At 70.3% G+C, this 15509-nt stretch carries 17 protein-coding genes; 11 read left to right on the top strand and 6 right to left on the bottom strand.

What is annotated here, in order from left to right; genetic code table 11:
- Positions 1–85: 85 nt before the first annotated feature.
- Entirely contained in the window at positions 86–1096 is a 1011-nt protein-coding gene (locus RS83_RS02710; RefSeq protein ID WP_045277976.1) for a LacI family DNA-binding transcriptional regulator, read from the bottom strand.
- Between the two features lie 152 nt (positions 1097–1248).
- Between RS83_RS02710 and RS83_RS02705 the strand changes: the two genes are divergently transcribed.
- Positions 1249–2184: a dihydrodipicolinate synthase family protein gene (locus tag RS83_RS02705; RefSeq protein WP_197072051.1), complete on the top strand. Its 936-nt coding sequence runs from the start codon at positions 1249–1251 to the stop codon at positions 2182–2184.
- A gap of 175 nt (positions 2185–2359) precedes the next feature.
- Complete coding sequence (locus RS83_RS02700; RefSeq protein WP_045278038.1) at positions 2360–3592, top strand: Nramp family divalent metal transporter; 1233 nt, start codon at positions 2360–2362, stop codon at positions 3590–3592.
- Between the two features lie 101 nt (positions 3593–3693).
- Here RS83_RS02700 and RS83_RS02695 read toward each other — a convergent pair whose 3' ends face one another.
- On the bottom strand, positions 3694–4350 hold the full coding sequence (locus tag RS83_RS02695) for an FMN-dependent NADH-azoreductase (protein WP_045277974.1): 657 nt from the start codon (positions 4348–4350) through the stop codon (positions 3694–3696).
- Between the two features lie 76 nt (positions 4351–4426).
- Here RS83_RS02695 and RS83_RS02690 point away from each other — a divergent pair, with 76 nt between their 5' ends.
- Together RS83_RS02690 and RS83_RS02685 are read left to right on the top strand one after the other, a co-directional pair.
- The gene (locus RS83_RS02690; protein ID WP_045277973.1) at positions 4427–4765 is read left to right on the top strand and encodes a winged helix-turn-helix transcriptional regulator; all 339 of its coding nucleotides are present in this window, start codon (positions 4427–4429) and stop codon (positions 4763–4765) included.
- On the top strand, positions 4762–5253 hold the full coding sequence (locus RS83_RS02685) for a hypothetical protein (protein WP_045277972.1): 492 nt from the start codon (positions 4762–4764) through the stop codon (positions 5251–5253). Before RS83_RS02690 ends, RS83_RS02685 begins: the two co-directional genes overlap by 4 nt.
- A 107-nt stretch (positions 5254–5360) precedes the next feature.
- On the opposite strand, the gene RS83_RS02680 is transcribed toward RS83_RS02685, so the two are convergent.
- Positions 5361–6929 carry an SDR family NAD(P)-dependent oxidoreductase gene (locus RS83_RS02680; RefSeq protein WP_231587709.1) on the bottom strand — a complete coding sequence of 523 codons (1569 nt, stop codon included), beginning with the start codon at positions 6927–6929 and terminating at the stop codon, positions 5361–5363.
- Positions 6930–7036: 107 nt separating this feature from the next.
- On the opposite strand from RS83_RS02680, the gene RS83_RS02675 reads away from it, so the two are divergent.
- Positions 7037–7480, top strand: coding sequence for a hypothetical protein (locus RS83_RS02675; RefSeq protein ID WP_045277971.1), 444 nt, complete (start codon positions 7037–7039; stop codon positions 7478–7480).
- A gap of 87 nt (positions 7481–7567) precedes the next feature.
- Here RS83_RS02675 and RS83_RS02670 read toward each other — a convergent pair whose 3' ends face one another.
- On the bottom strand, positions 7568–8782 hold the full coding sequence (locus RS83_RS02670; RefSeq protein WP_045277970.1) for a hypothetical protein: 1215 nt from the start codon (positions 8780–8782) through the stop codon (positions 7568–7570).
- A gap of 67 nt (positions 8783–8849) precedes the next feature.
- Positions 8850–10043 carry a hypothetical protein gene (locus RS83_RS02665; protein ID WP_052678768.1) on the bottom strand — a complete coding sequence of 398 codons (1194 nt, stop codon included), beginning with the start codon at positions 10041–10043 and terminating at the stop codon, positions 8850–8852.
- Positions 10044–10173: 130 nt separating this feature from the next.
- On the opposite strand from RS83_RS02665, the gene RS83_RS02660 reads away from it, so the two are divergent.
- The 6 genes from RS83_RS02660 to RS83_RS02635 all read left to right on the top strand — a co-directional run bounded on the left by RS83_RS02660 (position 10174) and on the right by RS83_RS02635 (position 14020).
- Positions 10174–11241 carry a M4 family metallopeptidase gene (locus RS83_RS02660; protein ID WP_045277969.1) on the top strand — a complete coding sequence of 356 codons (1068 nt, stop codon included), beginning with the start codon at positions 10174–10176 and terminating at the stop codon, positions 11239–11241.
- Positions 11216–11530 carry a protealysin inhibitor emfourin gene (locus RS83_RS02655; RefSeq protein WP_045278035.1) on the top strand — a complete coding sequence of 105 codons (315 nt, stop codon included), beginning with the start codon at positions 11216–11218 and terminating at the stop codon, positions 11528–11530. The genes RS83_RS02660 and RS83_RS02655 overlap by 26 nt, the downstream gene beginning before the upstream one ends.
- Before the next feature lie 67 nt (positions 11531–11597).
- Positions 11598–11828 (top strand): hypothetical protein, encoded by a 231-nt coding sequence (locus tag RS83_RS02650; RefSeq protein WP_045277968.1) that lies wholly within the window; start codon positions 11598–11600, stop codon positions 11826–11828.
- Between the two features lie 157 nt (positions 11829–11985).
- Positions 11986–12714 (top strand): ribonuclease H family protein, encoded by a 729-nt coding sequence (locus RS83_RS02645; RefSeq protein ID WP_045277967.1) that lies wholly within the window; start codon positions 11986–11988, stop codon positions 12712–12714.
- A 120-nt stretch (positions 12715–12834) separates the two neighbouring features.
- Positions 12835–13224, top strand: a complete 390-nt coding sequence (locus RS83_RS02640; RefSeq protein WP_045277966.1) for a DoxX family membrane protein — start codon at positions 12835–12837, stop codon at positions 13222–13224.
- A 64-nt stretch (positions 13225–13288) separates the two neighbouring features.
- Positions 13289–14020 carry a Pr6Pr family membrane protein gene (locus RS83_RS02635; protein ID WP_045277965.1) on the top strand — a complete coding sequence of 244 codons (732 nt, stop codon included), beginning with the start codon at positions 13289–13291 and terminating at the stop codon, positions 14018–14020.
- On the opposite strand, the gene RS83_RS02630 is transcribed toward RS83_RS02635, so the two are convergent.
- On the bottom strand, positions 14011–15369 hold the full coding sequence (locus RS83_RS02630) for a flavin monoamine oxidase family protein (RefSeq protein ID WP_045277964.1): 1359 nt from the start codon (positions 15367–15369) through the stop codon (positions 14011–14013). The genes RS83_RS02635 and RS83_RS02630 overlap by 10 nt on opposite strands.
- Positions 15370–15509 lie beyond the last annotated feature (140 nt).

Raw genomic sequence — 15509 nt, 5'->3', positions numbered from 1 at the left:
CACGGCCGAATCCCCCGCGAACGGCCGAGCGGAGCGCACTTCACCGCGCCGACTGACCGCGGGTCACAGCCCGAACGCCGCGCCCTCAGCGCCCGAGGGCCGCCGTCGAGGCACGAGGGATCAGCGTCGGCAGCGCGCGGGTCACGGCGCCGTCGGTGCCGCCGAGCAGGTCGAGCGCACTCGCGGCGATCTGATCGAAGGCCGTCCGCACCGAGGTGAGGGGCACCGGCAGCATGGCCGCGAGCGGGATGTCGTTGTATCCGACGACCGAGACGTCTCGGCCGACCGTGAGCCCGGCGGCGGATGCTGCTGCGACCACGCCGATCGCGAGGTTGTCGTTCGCGGCGAAGATCGCGGTCGGCCTCGTCGCGCCGCCGTCGAGCAGCGACCGCCCGGCGACGTGCCCTGACTCGATGCCGTACCCGGTCGAGATCACGCGCGCGTCTGGCAGCTCGATCCCGCCTTCGGCGAGCGCCCGCCGCGCCCCGGCGAGGCGATCACGCGCGCTCGACGTGAACCAGGGTCCGGTGATGACCGCGATCTCCTGGTGCCCGAGGTCGACGAGGTGCCTGGCGGCGAAGTATCCGCCGGCCTCGTCGTCGCCGAGCGCCGATGGGCTGACACCGTCGGTGCGCAGCGCCAGCACATGCGGCACCCCGCGCTCGCGCAGCAGGGCGGGAAGCGTGTCGTCGAGGCGGGCGGTGGCGAGCACGAGTCCGTCGACGTTCCGATCGAGCAGCGTCTCGGTGGCCCGGCGCTCCTCTGCCGGATCGTCACCGCAGGTGGCGACCACGGCGAAGGACCCTCGGGCACGAGCGGTGCGCTCGATCGCCTCGAACATGAGCGCCATGACGTGGTCGGTGAGCCGTGGCACGAGCACCCCGATGGTGCCGGTCGCGCCGCGCCGCAGGCCCGATGCGAACATGTTGCGCCGATAGCCGAGGTCGTCCGCGATCCGCCGCACGCGCTCTGCGGTCGCGGAACGCGAGGGCGGGGTTCGATCGTCGAGCACCCGGCTGACGGTGGAGATGCTGACGCCGGATGCCGCTGCGACGTCTTTCAGCGTGACGATGTGACGCTCCTGCTGCTCGTCCACGGCATCCCCCTCGACTGACTTCCGGTTCGGGTGTTGACAACCCCGACCCCTCCGAGCATACTTGCAATCGTTCCTGCAAACGTTCCCGCGAACGTTCCCACACTCTCGATGACGAGAACCTCAGCGAAGAAGCTCCAAGGAAAGGACCGATCATGACCCTCGACCTCCGCGGCCTCAACCCCGCCCCCGTCACCCCCTTCACCGAGGACGGCGCGGTCGACTACGACGCCATCCAGCGCCTCGGCTCCTGGCTCGGCTCGATCGACGGCGTCAAGAGCCTGGTCGTGCTCGGGCACGCCGGCGAGGGCACGTTCCTGACCGAAGAGGAGCAGCTCGACGTCATCCGCGCGTTCGTCGCCTCGACCGACGGCCGCATCCCCGTGATCGCCGGCATCACCAAGGAGGGCAACAAGACCGCCGCCCTCGAAGCGAAGGCAGCCGTGGATGCCGGGGCGACCGCCGGGCTCGTCTACCCCTCGCACGGCTGGCTGCGATTCGGGTACCAGCAGGGTGCACCGCAGTCGCGCTACCGCGAGATCTACGAGGAATCCGGCCTGCCGCTGATCCTCTTCCAGTACCCGGACAACACCAAGGCGACGTACGACCTCGACACCCAGCTCGAGATCGCCGGCCAGGAGGGCGTGTTCGCGACGAAGAACGGCGTCCGCAACATGCGTCGCTGGTACACCGAGATCCCGGCACTGCGAGCTGCCTACCCCGAGCTGCAGATCCTCTCGTGCCACGACGAGTACCTGCTGCCGACCATGTTCGACGTCGACGGCCTGCTCGTCGGCTACGGCAACGTCGCCCCCGAGCCGCTCATCGAGCTCATCGCCGCTGGTAAGGCGCGCGACTACGAGGCGGCGCACGCGATCCACGAGCGCCTGCTGCCCGTGACGCAGAACGTGTACCACCGCGGCTCGCACATGGAGGGCACCGTGGCCCTCAAGTGGGGCCTCGTGCAGCGCGGCATCCTCGAACACGCCACGGTCCGCACTCCGCTGCTCCCGCTGCCGGACGGAGCGGATGCCGAGATCGCGGCCGCCTTCGCGCTGGCCGACCTCGGCAAGGTCACCGCCTCCGCGTGACCTCGTGGGAGGGGCCGTCGCACGAGGCGGCCTCTCCCTCCATCTCCTTCCGCCCATGCGGCGACACCCTGCAGTCAACGACGACTCGAAGGACACGATCATGAACGAACGCACGAAAGCGCGTCACACCTCGACCACACCCGGCACTGGCTATGGGCGGGTCTCGACTGAGACGATGAAGAACATCGTCTCCTCACGCACGCAGCGTCGCCCCTTCTGGCAGCACCTGGCCCTCATCGGCCCGGCGTTCGTCGCCGGCGCCTGGCAGTTCGGCCCCGGCAACCTCACCACCGCCGTCCAGGCTGGAAGCGGGTACCAGTACGCCCTCATCTGGGTGATCGTGGTCTCGACGATCCTGATGATCTTCCTCACCGACATGGCGGTTCGACTCGGCATCAAGTCGCCGACCTCGCTCATCTCCTCGATCAAGGAGCACCTCGGGGGCTGGGTCGGCGTCGTCGCCGGCATCGGCGTCTTCCTCATCACCCTGTGCTTCTCGGTCGGCAACGCGGTCGGATCCGGCCTCGGCCTGTCGATGCTCTTCGGCGGCAGCCCGATCATGTGGACCGTCATCTGCACCGCAGCAGTGGCCGCGCTCCTGCTGCTCCGCAACGTCTACCGCGTCGTCGAGAAGGTCCTCATCGTCATCGTCGCGTTCATGGCGATCGCGTTCATCGCCTCGGCGTTCATCTCCAACCCGGACTGGGCGGCAGCAGGAGCAGGACTCCTGCCGACGTTCCCCGGCGGCGCATGGCTGCTGATCGTCGCCCTCGTCGGTACGAACTTCTCCATCAACGCCGCCTTCTACACGGCATACGGCACGAAGGAGCGCGGGCGCACCGAAGCGGACTACCGCGATGTCACGATCGTCGACACGATCCCGGGTATCGTCGCACCTGGCATCATGACCGCTCTGGTGATCGTCGTCGCGGCATCCGTCCTCGGTCAGACCGGAGAGGCAGCGCCCACCGTCGTGGCCCTCGCCGGGATCTTCGAGCCCCTCGCCGGTCCGGTCGGCTCGACCGTCTTCGCACTCGGGTTCTTCGGCGCCGCGTTCTCGTCGATGATCGCGAACGCCACCGCTGGCGGCACCATGCTCTCGGATGGCCTCGGCCGGGGTGCGTCGTCGAGCTCGCTGACCGCGAAGCTCGTGAGCGCCGGCATCCTCGTCTTCGGCATCACCGTGACCGTGATCTTCCAGGAGTCGCCGGTGCAGCTGATCGTCATCGCGCAGGCGCTGACCGTGTTCGTCGCACCGGTGCTCGCGGCGCTGATCATCATCATGGCCAACCGGGTGAAGCTCATGGGCGACATGCGCAACACCTGGTGGCAGAACGCCGCCGGCATCATCGGCCTGCTCGCCGTGCTCGGGCTGTCGGTGCGGCTGTTCCTCACCCTGATCGGGTAGCCGCCAGCCAGTCGACTGCTGCGGCCACCTGCATCGTGTGCGGCCGGAATCCCCCGATTCCGGCCGCACACTGCACGAGTGGTCGCAGAAGTGCGGGGAGCTCAGGCGACCTGCGAACCCCGCAGCGCGGCGATCTCACGGCCGTAGGCGACCGCGTCGCTCTCGGCGGCCTGCTTGAGCTCCTGCGCGGTGTCGGTGAATGCGTCGAGCGCCGGGTTCACGCCGACCAGCGTGAACGGACGCTGCACGACTCGCAGGTCGAGCCCCCAGACGTCCTCGAGCACGCGGCGCAGCCATCCGGTCGAGTGGTCCCAGCCCTCCTTCGGGGTGCCGGGAGCGTAGTTGCCGCCGAGCACGGTCACCAGCGTCGCGGGCTTGCCGCGCAGTGCGGTGCCGGTCGGATCGATGCGCGAGTCGGTGTACGCGAGGTCGAACCAGGTCTTGAAGTGCTGCGAGACGCCGTAGTTGTAGAGCGGCACGGCGAAGAGCAGTGCGTCGGCGCCGATGAGCTCGTCGGCGAAGGTCGTGGCGAGCGCACGGGCCTCGTTCTGACGCTCGGTGCGCTGCGCGGCGTCGATGAAGCCGGAGGTCACGGCGTCGGACCACGCGGTCGCCGGCACGGGATCAGCGGCCACATCGCGTCGGGTGACGGTCGAGTCGGGGTGGGATGCCGTCCACTCGGCTTCGACGAGGTCGGCGAGCGCGCGACTGGCGGACGATGCGGGCATGATGCTGGCATCCAGGCGGAACAGGGACATGACAGGCCTCTCGTTTTCGTAGTCGCTAGGTTTTTCTTAGCGACAGCGGTTAACCTAGCACGACTATGATGGACGCATGCCCGAGGTGGAGCACGAACTGCACCAGTGCGACGCGGCCGTCACGCTGGCGTTCAGCGTGCTCGGCAAACGCTGGAACGGGATGATCGTGTCATCGCTGGGCGGTGACCCCTCGACCTTCGTGGCACTGCGCCGCGCGGTCGCAGGCATCAGCGACACCGTGCTCTCGGATCGGCTCGCCGAACTCGCGGATGCCGGACTCGTCGCCCGCACGGTCGACGCCGGTCCGCCCGTCACGGTCTCCTACGCGCTCACCGAGAGCGGCCGCGGCCTGCTGCCGATCCTCGACCAGCTCGGCGCCTGGGCGTCCCTCAACCTGGAACGGCCGACTCGATGAGCGAACTGCGCCCGCGGCGCGCCTGGTGGATCCTCCTGGTGATCGGCATCCTCGCGCTCGCGACGTCGGCGTTCCTCGCCTTCAGCCCCGGGTTCCGGCTCGCCCCTCCCGTCGATTTCGGCGACACCATGCAGGTGGAGCTCGCGGCCGGCGACCACGCGATCTACGTCACGCCCTCGAACCAGTGGGGCGACATCGACTGCACCGGCACGCTCGCCGACGGCAGCGAACTGCGGCTCCGTCCCGACATGATGCAGCAGGGCCTGCTCGTGCCGAGGGCGTGGGACGCGCAGGGCAGCTTCGTCAGCACGAGCCTCGGCACGACGACCCTCACCTGCGACGGACCGGTCGACGACGCGCAGTTCACGGTCGGTCCGACCCAGGGTCTCTTCGACATCGCCGGCGCTGCGTTCGTCGGCATCCTCGGGCTCACGCTCGTGATCATCGGCATCATCCTGCGGGTGGCGCGGCGGCATCCGATCGCCTGACACGTCTGGTCGTGGCGCGCGACCTGCAGGGAGATGTGCGACCTGCAGGACGAATCGCCGTCACATCGTCCTGCACCCGGCGAATCTTCCTGCAACTCGCCCGTGACTCACCAGGGGCTGGGTTCGTAGTCCTTCAGGAACACGCCGTGGATGTCGTCGCCGGCTTCGCCGCGCACGATCGGGTCGTACACGCGGGCGGCACCGTCGACCAGGTCGAGCGGGGCGTGGAAGCCCTCCTCGGCCAGGCGTACCTTCGTGTAGTGCGGGCGCTCGTCGGTGATCCAGCCGGTGTCGACGGCGGTCATCAGGATGCCGTCGGTCTCGAGCATCTCGCCGGCACTCGTCCGGGTGAGCATGTTCAGCGCGGCCTTCGCCATGTTCGTGTGCGGATGCCCCGGCCCCTTGTAGCGGCGCGAGAACTGCCCCTCCATGGCGGACACGTTCACGACGTACTTGCGGCGGGAATCGGATGCCGCCATCGATGCGCGCAGGCGGCTGATCAGCAGGAACGGCGCCGTCGTGTTCGCCAGCTGCACCTCGAGCATCTCGAGCGGGTCGACCTGATCGATCGACTGCACCCAGCTGTTCGTGCGGTTCACGTCGGGGACCAGACCGCCGGCGTCGATCGCGGTGCCGTCGGCGTGCTTCTCGAGCGACGACGACCCTGGCGCCATCGCGAGGCGTGCGAGGTCTTCGGCGGTGAGCGCCTGGCCGCCCTGCTCGGCGACCGTGCCGCCGAGGGCTGCGACCGACAGCAGCGGATGCGAGTCGACCGAAGCCTGCAGCGCCTGCGGATGCGGGTCGACGGTGTGCCCGAAGGTCTCCATCTCGGGCAACGGACCGTCGGGGAGCGGCTGGAGCTCGGCATCCGCCAGCAGCGAATACGAGCCGGGCGAGCGCCGAACGGTCTGCGCCGCGTTGTTGATCAGGATGTCGAGCGGCCCCTGTGCTGCGACCGAGTCGGCCAGACCGATCACCTGGGCGGGGTCGCGCAGGTCGATGCCGACGACTCGGAGCCGGTGCAGCCAGTCGGCCGAGTCGGGCAGCGCCGAGAAGCGGCGGACCGCATCCCGAGGGAAGCGCGTCGTGATCGTGGTGTGCGCCCCATCGCGCAGCAGTCGCAGCGCGATGTGCATGCCGATCTTCGCGCGGCCGCCGGTGAGCAGCGCGCGCTTGCCGGTGAGGTCGGTGCGGGCGTTGCGCTTGCCGTGGCTGAAGCGGGCGCAGTCGGGGCAGAGCTGGTGGTAGAACGCGTCGACCTGCGTGTAGGGCTGCTTGCAGATGTAGCAGTTGCGTGGCTTCAACAGCTCGCCGGCGATCGGGGCGTCGACCACGCTGGTCGCGAGGTCATGGCCGCGGGTCTCGTCGTCGATGCGGTCGGGTGCGCCGGTGGCGGTGCGGGCGACGACGGCCTTGTCGGCCTCGGCGATCGCATCGCGGATCTCCTTGCGCCGCACGCGCTTCACGGCCTTGAACATCGCGGCGGTCGCGTGGCGGACGGCGACGAAGTCCGGATGCTCGTTGTCGATCCGGTGCAGCTCCGACAGCACGCGCAGGGTGGTCGCGAGGTCTTCGGGGTCGACGCCGGGTCCCGGATCCGGGGACTCGCCTCGCGGGTCCCCGGTGCCGTTTCCTGGGTCCCTGAGCTCGTCGAAGGGTCCAGGTGCGTCGGTCATTGTCCTGATTTTACGCGAGTGTCCTGGGGGTTCGGTGCGCGTCGATGCATCCTCGACGAGCTGCTGCAGACCTGTCCCTCCGGCCCGCGGGCGCGCAGACTGTCCTCATGACCACTCCCGACCCGCACCTGCTCGGCCCAGGACTCCTGCCGACGCCGTTCACCGCCGATGAGATCCGCGACAGCACCGGCCGCGGCACGACGATCCGGCTGCTCCTCGAGGGACCGGACGGCCCGCTCGGCGAGCATGTCAACCACTACAGGGAGACGGATGCCGATGGTGCGACGCTCGACCGCTGGGCCGCCGCCGATCCGAAGGAGGTCGTGTCGCACCGGGTGACCTGGGCGGAGCTGCAAGGTCACGCCGCATTCGATGCCGCGACGACGAGCGTGTCGACGGTCTCGCTGTCGTCGCCGCTCGGCGAGCTGACGTGCCGGCGGTATGAGACCGAGGACGGGGTGTTCTGGTTCTCGATCGCGCATCCGGGGATGCCGGTGCAGTACGAGTCGGACGGCATGCGGACCACGGTGCTGTCGATCACTCCGGACTGAGTGGCGGCACCTCGGAGATCTGCGGGATTCAGGATGCTGTGGCGCACCGGCATCCGAGATGATGCAGATCTCCGAGGCCCTGCAGCCTCAGTGCCCGGCGCCGCTGACCACCACGAACTCGTTCGGCACGACGTCGAGGGTCGTGTCGGCGACCACCTCGCCGGAGTGCAGGTCGACCGCGAGGATGCGGTTGCTCGCCGGCTCGGTCACGTACGCGAGATCACCCACGACCCGCAGTCCGGGGTGCGGCTGCTGCCACTCGCTCGGGCTCTCCCAGGGCTCGATCACGTTCCAGGACTCCTGCACTGCGCCCGTCTCGTCGAGCACGTTCAGCGTGCCGTCCGACCCGAGCACGATGATGTCGTCGTGCGCGTCGCGGCCGACGCCGCGCCAGGTGTATTCGACTCCCTCTGGCAGGTCGACGACCGACAGGGTCTGCGCATCCGTGTCGATCAGGGCGAGCTGCGACAGCAGGTAGCCCTCGGCGTCGGGGTCGGCGTTGTAGTCGGCGACCGCGATGGCGCTCGTCTCGCTGACGTAGGCGTTGCCGGAGCGGCCGTAGGCGTCGGGCGCGGCGAGCTTCGTGAACACGCCGTCTGCGAACAGCAGCACGCCGTCCTCGCAGCCGAACATCACGACCTCGCCCCGCAGCGCGCCTTCGCCGTGCACGCTCGGGCACTGCTCGTTGCGGGCGATCTCGGCACCTGCCGCATCGAGCAGCCGAACGCCGGTGCGGGCATCCGAGGTGCCGATCGTCGACAGCGTGGTGCCGTCGGACAGCTCGATCGCGACACCGTGGTGCGCGGCCTCCGAGGTGATCGTGTCGTACTCGGGCAGCTCGCCGGTGCCGACCGCATCCGTGTCGAACACCCGCACGTCACCGGTGTCGTCGTCGAACAGCGCGGTGCGTCCCTCGTGCGGGGTGACGTGGCCGGCGGCCGTGGCCTCGAACACCTCGCCGGTGAACTCGACCGTGTCGCTCGCGAGTCCGGTGTCGAGCAGATGGAAGCCGTCGGCCGCAGTGACGAACACGTGGCCGTCGTGGTCGCCGGCGCTGTTCACGCGCAGGAAGCCGTCGAGCTCCACCTGGTCGATCTCGTCGAGCGTCTCGCCGTCGAGCACGAGCACGCCGCCGTCGTAGCTGATCGCGACGCGGGTGTCTCCCTCGTGCGCTGCGTGATCGGCCGTGGCGTCGGAGGGGTCGGATGCCGGTGGCGCGGCGCTCGCGCAGCCGACGAGCGCGAACGCGGCGACTGCGCCGATGGCGCCGACCGCGAGGCGGGTGCGTGCAGGTTTCTTCATGGGGTTCTCTCTCTTCAGGGGTGAGGGTGCGCGGATGCGCGCGACGGATGCTCCGTCGAGGTGGAGGTCAGCCGACCTGCTGCACGAACCAGGGGTCGAGGTCGGTGAAGGTGCGGGTGAGCCGGAGGTCGTCGGTGTGGTCGAGTTCGTACACGGCTCCGGCGGCGGGGTCGCTGAGGTACGCAGACTGCGCGTCGACGATCAGCTGCAGGCGGTCGAGGGATGCCGGGTCGGCGATGGATGCTGCGACGAGCGGCTCGGTGCGGGCGAGTACCGCGCCGTCCCGCCCGAGGATCAGGGCGCGCCCCTCGGCATCCACCGCGATGGTGCGACTCTCGTCGTCTCCGAGTGCGACCGCGCGACGCAGCGGCACCTCTGAGGCGAGGAGCGTCCAGGTTCGCTGCCGCACGTCGAGCAGCCAGGCGCCCTGCTCCCCCGCCACTCCGGCGAGGTCGGGGCGGCCGGTCCGACCGGCGAGGTCGGCGGCCATCGGCGCACCGGGCGGGGCGGGGATGGCCTCACCCGCGACCACGCCGCCGACCTCGCGGGTGAACAGCACTGCTCCATCGGCACACGCGAAGACCGCGCCGACGCGGGTGATGTCGGCGTCCGAGACGTCGGCGCACGGCACCGCGGCGCCGGTGATCGGGTCGCCGGAGCCGTCGTGCACCTCGATCGCGCCACCGCTCGGCACGAGCAGGTGCCCGGCGAAGGCGAGCACCGGCCCGTCCGCAGCGATGTCGAGGCGAACGGCGTGCTCGAGCGAGAGGTCGTCGTGCGGGAGCACGACCACCTCGCCTTCGAACTGCACGGTCGCGGACTGCTCGCCGCCGCGCACGCTGCCTCCGTCGCCGTCGATCGAGCCGAGCGGGCCGGCGTCGCCCAGGAAGGAGTGTGTGTGGTCGCCGTGCGGCACGGTCCAGCGCGCGGTGTCGATCACGTCGACGGCCGAGTCGTGCGCCACGAAGAGCAGGCGGCCGTCGCTGTCGATGCGCTCGACGCCGCCGCTCGCCTCGGCGAGGGCCGTGCGTTCCTCGGTCGCGAGGTCGAGCAGGGTGAGGGCGCCATCGGCATCCGCGATCACCAGGGCACGCGCCGGGGCTGCGACCTCGGCGGCATCGCCCGCGCCGACGTCGTGGGCGTCGGTCGTCGGCTCCGCTGCGGGGGCAGGGCGGGCATCTGATGCGCAGGCGGTCACGCCGAACATGGCGAGGAGCAGGACGGCGTGGACCGGAAGGAGGCGGGATCGGGGAGAGCTCATAGGTTTCACACCTTATTGATAATGATTCTCAGAATCAACTCGGTGGTGTGAACGTGTGTGCATGCGAGGGCGGGTTCGCGACCTGCGCGCGGCTGGCCCGAACGTCGGCACCCCGGCGTAGGGTCTCACCATGAGCAGCGCATACGGAGCACACCGCGGAGTCGTCCCCTCGTACCTGCTCGCGCGTCTCGCCGAGTCGGGTCGGTTCCCGAAGGCGGCGGCCGCCGCGAGGCAGACCCTGACCGCAGGCCGCCCACCGTTCCGGGCGCGCCTCGACCTCTCGATCGACGAGAACGGCGACCTCGTGGCGCAGCTCTCCGATGCACCGAACCGCACCATCAGCGACGCGGCGAACACGCAGACGCTGCCGGGTGTCGTGGTGCGTACCGAAGACGACGTCCCGGTCCCCGACGAGGCCGCGAACCAGGCGTTCGACGGGCTCGGCGCCACGTTCGAACTGCTGCTCACGGCGTTCGGCCGCAACTCGCTCGACGATGCCGGCGCCCCACTCGATGCCACCGTGCACTACGGGGTCGACTACGACAACGCCTTCTGGGACGGCGAGCGCATGGTCTTCGGCGACGGCGACGGCGAGGTCTTCCAGCACTTCACCGCGTCGACCACGGTGATCGGCCACGAGCTCGCGCACGGCGTCGTGCAGCACACCGCCAACCTCGAGTACCAGGGACAACCGGGCGCACTGAACGAGTCCATCGCCGACGTGTTCGGTGCACTCACCGAGCAGTACCTGCTGGGGCAGACCGCCGCGCAGGCCACCTGGCTGATCGGCGCCGAGATCTTCACGGAGGCCGTCCAGGGCGCTGCGCTGCGCTCGATGATCGCCCCTGGCACGGCGTACGACGACGACGAGCTCGGCAAGGATCCGCAGCCGGCCCACATGAGCGACTTCGTCCGCACGACCGAAGACAACGGCGGCGTGCACATCAACTCCGGCATCCCGAACCGCGCGTTCGCCCTGTTCGCGATCGACCTCGGCGGCAACGCCTGGGAGGGCGCAGGAACCGTCTGGTACCGCGCCCTGACCGGCGGGCTCTCGAGCACCGCGACGTTCACCGAGTTCGCCGACGCGACGGTGGCCGCGGCATCCGCGATCGACGATGCGACCGGAAGGGCCGCTCGACGCGCGTGGACGACCGTGGGAGTCTATGACGATGAGCGAGTCCCCTCCACCGACTGACGCAGACGTCGTCATCGCGGTGGTGCGCACCGGCGGTATCGCCGGCATCCGTCGTCGCTGGCGGGTCGAGGCCGAGCCCGCAACCGCCGATCAGTGGATCACGCTCATCGAGAGCTGCCCGTGGGATGACGACACGGATGCCGCGACCGGCGCCGACCGCTTCGTGTGGAGCATCCGCGTGCGAACCCCGTCCGAGCGCCGCGAACGCGAACTGCCGGACTCCGCGCTCGACGGACCGTGGCTCGCCCTGGTGCAGGCCGTGCGCGACGCGTCGAGCCCGGCGGCCTGACCCGGCATCCGATCAATCCCGTGTGAATCCCGCCCGAGCCGACGAGCGCGGGGTCACAATGGAGCCCATGGGACTGTTCCAGCATCGACCCGAAGAAGAAGAGAACCAGTGGACGCTGCCCTCCGAACCCCTCGAGCGCTCCGAGGCGGAGGTGCTCAGCACCGCACCGGTGGTCGACCCGCTCGCGCTGGGACTCGGATCGGGTGACGCGATCAGCTCGGTCGTCTTCCCGGTCGCGCCGCCGGCTCCTGCAGCATTCTCGGTCGAGGACCGCCAGCCCGAGGAACTCGAGGACTGACGCGGGTCGCCCCGGGGCGTCCGGCTCGGCCATGTGCGCTTCCCTCGGCCGGATGCCGCGGATTCGGCCGAGCGACGCGTACCCGGCCGAGCGAAACGCGGGGGCTGCGGGCGCACGCGGGTCAGGCGCGGCACCCCGCCGCGGCTACGGTTGAGGGATGACGATCACCGCCGCCGCAGACGGCTCAGCACTGGGCAACCCGGGCCCGAACGGCTGGGCCTGGTACATCGACGACGACAACTGGGCTGCCGGCGGATCGCCGCACGGCACCAACAACCAGGGTGAGCTGCAGGCCGTGCTCGAGCTGCTCAAGGCCACCGCGGTGTCGGACGACAAGCTGCACATCTGGTGCGACAGCCGCTATGTGATCGACTCGGTGACGAAGTGGATGCCGGGGTGGAAGCGCCGCGGCTGGCGCAAGTCCGACGGTGGCCCCGTGCTCAACCGCGACCTGCTCGAGGGCATCGACGAGGCCATGCGCGGACGCACCGTCGAGTTCTCCTGGGTCAAGGGGCACGCGGGCGACGACCTGAACGAGGCCGCCGACGAGCGCGCGAACGCCGCCGCGACCGCGTACAAGAACAAGCAGGAGCCGCGACGCGGACCCGGATTCACGCGGGGAGCGACGGATGCCGCCGCGGCCGCCCCGTCAGCATCCGCACCCGCACCTGCGCCGGCAGCATCCGCACCGCAGCCGACTCCGGCGAGCCGGCCCGCGCAGCTGTGGGCCGACCCGTCCGACCTGCTCGACGGCCTCGACTCCCCGGCATCCGACGAGCGCGTCGAACTGCGGCTCGCCCTCTCCGGCGATGAGCTCGCACGTCTGCGGGATCTCGCTGAGGCCCAGGGCGTCTCGCTCGAAGAGGCGCTCCGCCGCCTGATCTGACCCCGCCCCGCGCGACCTGCAGGACGAAACGCGACCTGCAGGACGAAACGCCGACGATCGGCCCTGCACCCCGCGAGATCTCCTGCAGGTCGGCATACCCGGCGCGCGTACACTCGCACCATGTCTTCTGCCGCACGCACGATCGGCCGCGTCTTCCTGGGGTCAGCCCTGGTCTTCGCCGGCGTCTCGCACCTCACCTTCGCCCGCCGCGAGTTCCAGGCGCAGGTGCCCGAGTCGGTGCCCCTCGACCCCGACGTGACCGTGCTCGCATCGGGCGCCGTCGAGATCGGCCTCGGGTCCGCGCTGCTCTTCGCGAAGCGCCGACGCCGCACGGTCGGCACGATCGCCGCACTGTTCTTCGTCGCGGTGTTCCCCGGCAACCTCGCCCAGTGGATGCACCACCGCGACGGCTTCGGACTCGACACCGACATGAAACGCTTCGTCCGGCTGTTCTTCCAGCCCGTGCTCGTCGCCCTCGCGCTGTGGTCGACGCGCAACGCACGCCGCTGACCTCGACCGTGCCCTCGAAGCTGAGGCCGACGCCGAGCAGGCGTCCGTAGACTCGGCTGATGGGATGGACGGCGATGCGACGGTGAAGGCGCGTACCGTCTTCGGCCTGCTCCGCCTCAGCGCGGCCGCACTGTGCCTCGTCGCCCTGATCCACCGCCTGGCCTGGGGACTCGCATCGAACACGATCGCCAGCCAGAACTTCTTCGCGTATCTGACCAACCAATCGAACATCCTCTTCGTCGGGTTGCTGGTCGCCGCGGGTGTCATCGCGCTGCGGCGCGACCGCGATCCGCGCTGGCTCACCGTCGCGCTCGCGCTGGTGCTGACCTGGACGATCACCGCCGGACTCGTGTTCGCCCTGCTCGTGTGGCAGGCGGGCCTGCGCGGCATCCGCATCGACGTGCCCTGGTCCGATCAGGTGCTGCACTTCTGGCTGCCCGCGTGCACCGTGATCGCCTGGGCGCTCGCGCCCGGACACCGCCGCGTGCCGTGGCGCGTGATCCCGGCGGCCCTCGCCTATCCCCTGCTCTGGGGTGCGTTCACGATGGTCCGAGGGCCGATCATCGGCTGGTACCCGTACTACTTCCTCGACCCGCGGCAGGTGAGCGGCCCGGTCGAGTTCCTGACCTCGTCAGGCATCGCGCTGGCCACGTTCGCGGTGGTCGCGACAGCGCTCGTGGGGATCAGTCGGATGCCGGAACCGAAGCGGATGCGGCATCCGCAGCGTGCGCCGGAACCGGCTGCCGCACCGGCGAACAGTCCTGAACGATCCCGCGTCGGCGCCGGTCAGGCGTAGGGCGCCAGCGACGCGAGCGCGGCCTCGACCGCATCCGCGTCGTCGAGTTCGGCGAATTCCTCGGCAGCCGCGCCGCCGACGATGCCCACGAGCACGTTCTCGCCGGTCGCCGGGCGCAGGTTCACCCAGGTGCGGATCAGCGCATCGCCCCCGACCGTGTGCCAGAGCGCGGCATCCGATTCGCCGAAGGGCTCGTCGAATCGCAGCCAGATCGTCTCGATCGCCCCCATGCCCAGCGCGGTGATCGCACCCCGGTTGGCGAACGGGAGCGGTGGGTCGAAGTCGATGCCGCGCTGCTGCAGCACGCCGAGCGGCACGGTCAGCACGACACGGTCGAACGACAGCGCCTCGCCGGTTCCGAGCCGGACGCTGACGCCGGTGTCGTCGTAGGCGAGTCCGGCGACGGGCGAGGACAGTCCGACCTTGACGCCGTCGAGGGCCTGCTCGACGAAGGGCGCGAGTGGGTCTCGTGCACCCTTCTGGTCGCCGAACGCGAGTGCCGGCGGGAACCAGCTGGAGAGCTGATCGGCATCGGCGCCTGCATGCGTGGCGAGGAACGAGAGCAGGGCGGCGGTGGCCGGGTCGGCGGGGTCGGCGCCGGCGGCGGTCAGGGCATCGGCGAGCGTGGAGTCCTCCGGCGCGGCCTGCGCGGCGGTGATCGCAGCCTGCAGCGGCTCCGCGCTGACGGGGTCGATGTCGCCGTCGGGTGCGAGCCACCGGGCACCGGCGAGATCGACGATGCCGACGTCGGTGCCGCTGAGGCGGTCGAGCAGGTCGGCATCCGCGTCACCGAACAGCCAGGCGCCGAGCTGCACCGCCATCGGCCAGGAGTCGTCGGAGACCGAGTGCACGCGGCCACCGACGCGGTCGCGGCCCTCGAAGACGGTGACCTCCATGCCGGCGGAGACCAGCTGGGCGGCGGCCGTCGCGCCGGCGAGCCCGGCACCGACCACCGCGATCCGCTCGCCGCGATCGGCCGCGTCGCGGATCTCGTCGACGACGCGCTCGCCCGAGCGGATCGCGCCGCGCATCGTGCCGGGCTCCTCCTCGTCCGTGGCCTCGCCCGCGAAGAAGAGCCGGTCGCTCACCGGGGTCGCGAGTGCCGTGCGGGTGCCGGCGATCACGCCGACCGGCGTGAAGCTCGCAGCGCCCATGGCGAAGGGATCAGTGCTCCAGGTGCTGCGCACGGTCGCCGCAGGCACGGGAACGCCGTCGCCGTGATCCGGCGTGCGCGTCGGGGTCGGCGTGGGCGAAGGTCCGGGCGTCGGCTCGGGGGTGCACGACGCGAGCAGCACCGAGACAGCCCCGGCGCCGGCGCCCAGAAGCAGAGTGCGGCGAGTGATCCTCATCGTTCCGCCACTGTATCTCGCTGCGCCGTCCGGTGCCCGACAGCAGGGTGTGCACAATGCAGCAAGAACGGTGTCCGCACACGCAGAATCGGCCGGTTCCGAGGGGAACCGACCGATTCTTGCTGAATTGTGAACGGTGA

The sequence above is a fragment of the Microbacterium oxydans genome (genome assembly GCF_000956525.1).
In the GTDB taxonomy this organism is placed as follows: Bacteria; Actinomycetota; Actinomycetes; order Actinomycetales; family Microbacteriaceae; genus Microbacterium; species Microbacterium oxydans_A.
This window is presented reverse-complemented; position numbering and strand designations above follow the sequence as displayed.

Excerpts from the sequence above, each read along its gene's own strand:
- RS83_RS02645 (WP_045277967.1), top strand. The coding sequence starts at position 11,986 with ATGACGATCACCGCCGCCGCAGACGGCTCAGCACTGGGCAACCCGGGC.
- RS83_RS02655 (WP_045278035.1), top strand. The coding sequence starts at position 11,216 with ATGAGCGAGTCCCCTCCACCGACTGACGCAGACGTCGTCATCGCGGTG.
- RS83_RS02695 (WP_045277974.1), bottom strand. The coding sequence starts at position 4,350 with ATGTCCCTGTTCCGCCTGGATGCCAGCATCATGCCCGCATCGTCCGCC.
- RS83_RS02675 (WP_045277971.1), top strand. The coding sequence starts at position 7,037 with ATGACCACTCCCGACCCGCACCTGCTCGGCCCAGGACTCCTGCCGACG.
- RS83_RS02680 (WP_231587709.1), bottom strand. The coding sequence starts at position 6,929 with ATGACCGACGCACCTGGACCCTTCGACGAGCTCAGGGACCCAGGAAAC.
- RS83_RS02635 (WP_045277965.1), top strand. The coding sequence starts at position 13,289 with ATGGACGGCGATGCGACGGTGAAGGCGCGTACCGTCTTCGGCCTGCTC.
- RS83_RS02650 (WP_045277968.1), top strand. The coding sequence starts at position 11,598 with ATGGGACTGTTCCAGCATCGACCCGAAGAAGAAGAGAACCAGTGGACG.
- RS83_RS02685 (WP_045277972.1), top strand. The coding sequence starts at position 4,762 with ATGAGCGAACTGCGCCCGCGGCGCGCCTGGTGGATCCTCCTGGTGATC.
- RS83_RS02690 (WP_045277973.1), top strand. The coding sequence starts at position 4,427 with ATGCCCGAGGTGGAGCACGAACTGCACCAGTGCGACGCGGCCGTCACG.
- RS83_RS02630 (WP_045277964.1), bottom strand. The coding sequence starts at position 15,369 with ATGAGGATCACTCGCCGCACTCTGCTTCTGGGCGCCGGCGCCGGGGCT.
- RS83_RS02665 (WP_052678768.1), bottom strand. The coding sequence starts at position 10,043 with ATGAGCTCTCCCCGATCCCGCCTCCTTCCGGTCCACGCCGTCCTGCTC.
- RS83_RS02705 (WP_197072051.1), top strand. The coding sequence starts at position 1,249 with ATGACCCTCGACCTCCGCGGCCTCAACCCCGCCCCCGTCACCCCCTTC.
- RS83_RS02640 (WP_045277966.1), top strand. The coding sequence starts at position 12,835 with ATGTCTTCTGCCGCACGCACGATCGGCCGCGTCTTCCTGGGGTCAGCC.
- RS83_RS02670 (WP_045277970.1), bottom strand. The coding sequence starts at position 8,782 with ATGAAGAAACCTGCACGCACCCGCCTCGCGGTCGGCGCCATCGGCGCA.
- RS83_RS02660 (WP_045277969.1), top strand. The coding sequence starts at position 10,174 with ATGAGCAGCGCATACGGAGCACACCGCGGAGTCGTCCCCTCGTACCTG.
- RS83_RS02700 (WP_045278038.1), top strand. The coding sequence starts at position 2,360 with ATGAAGAACATCGTCTCCTCACGCACGCAGCGTCGCCCCTTCTGGCAG.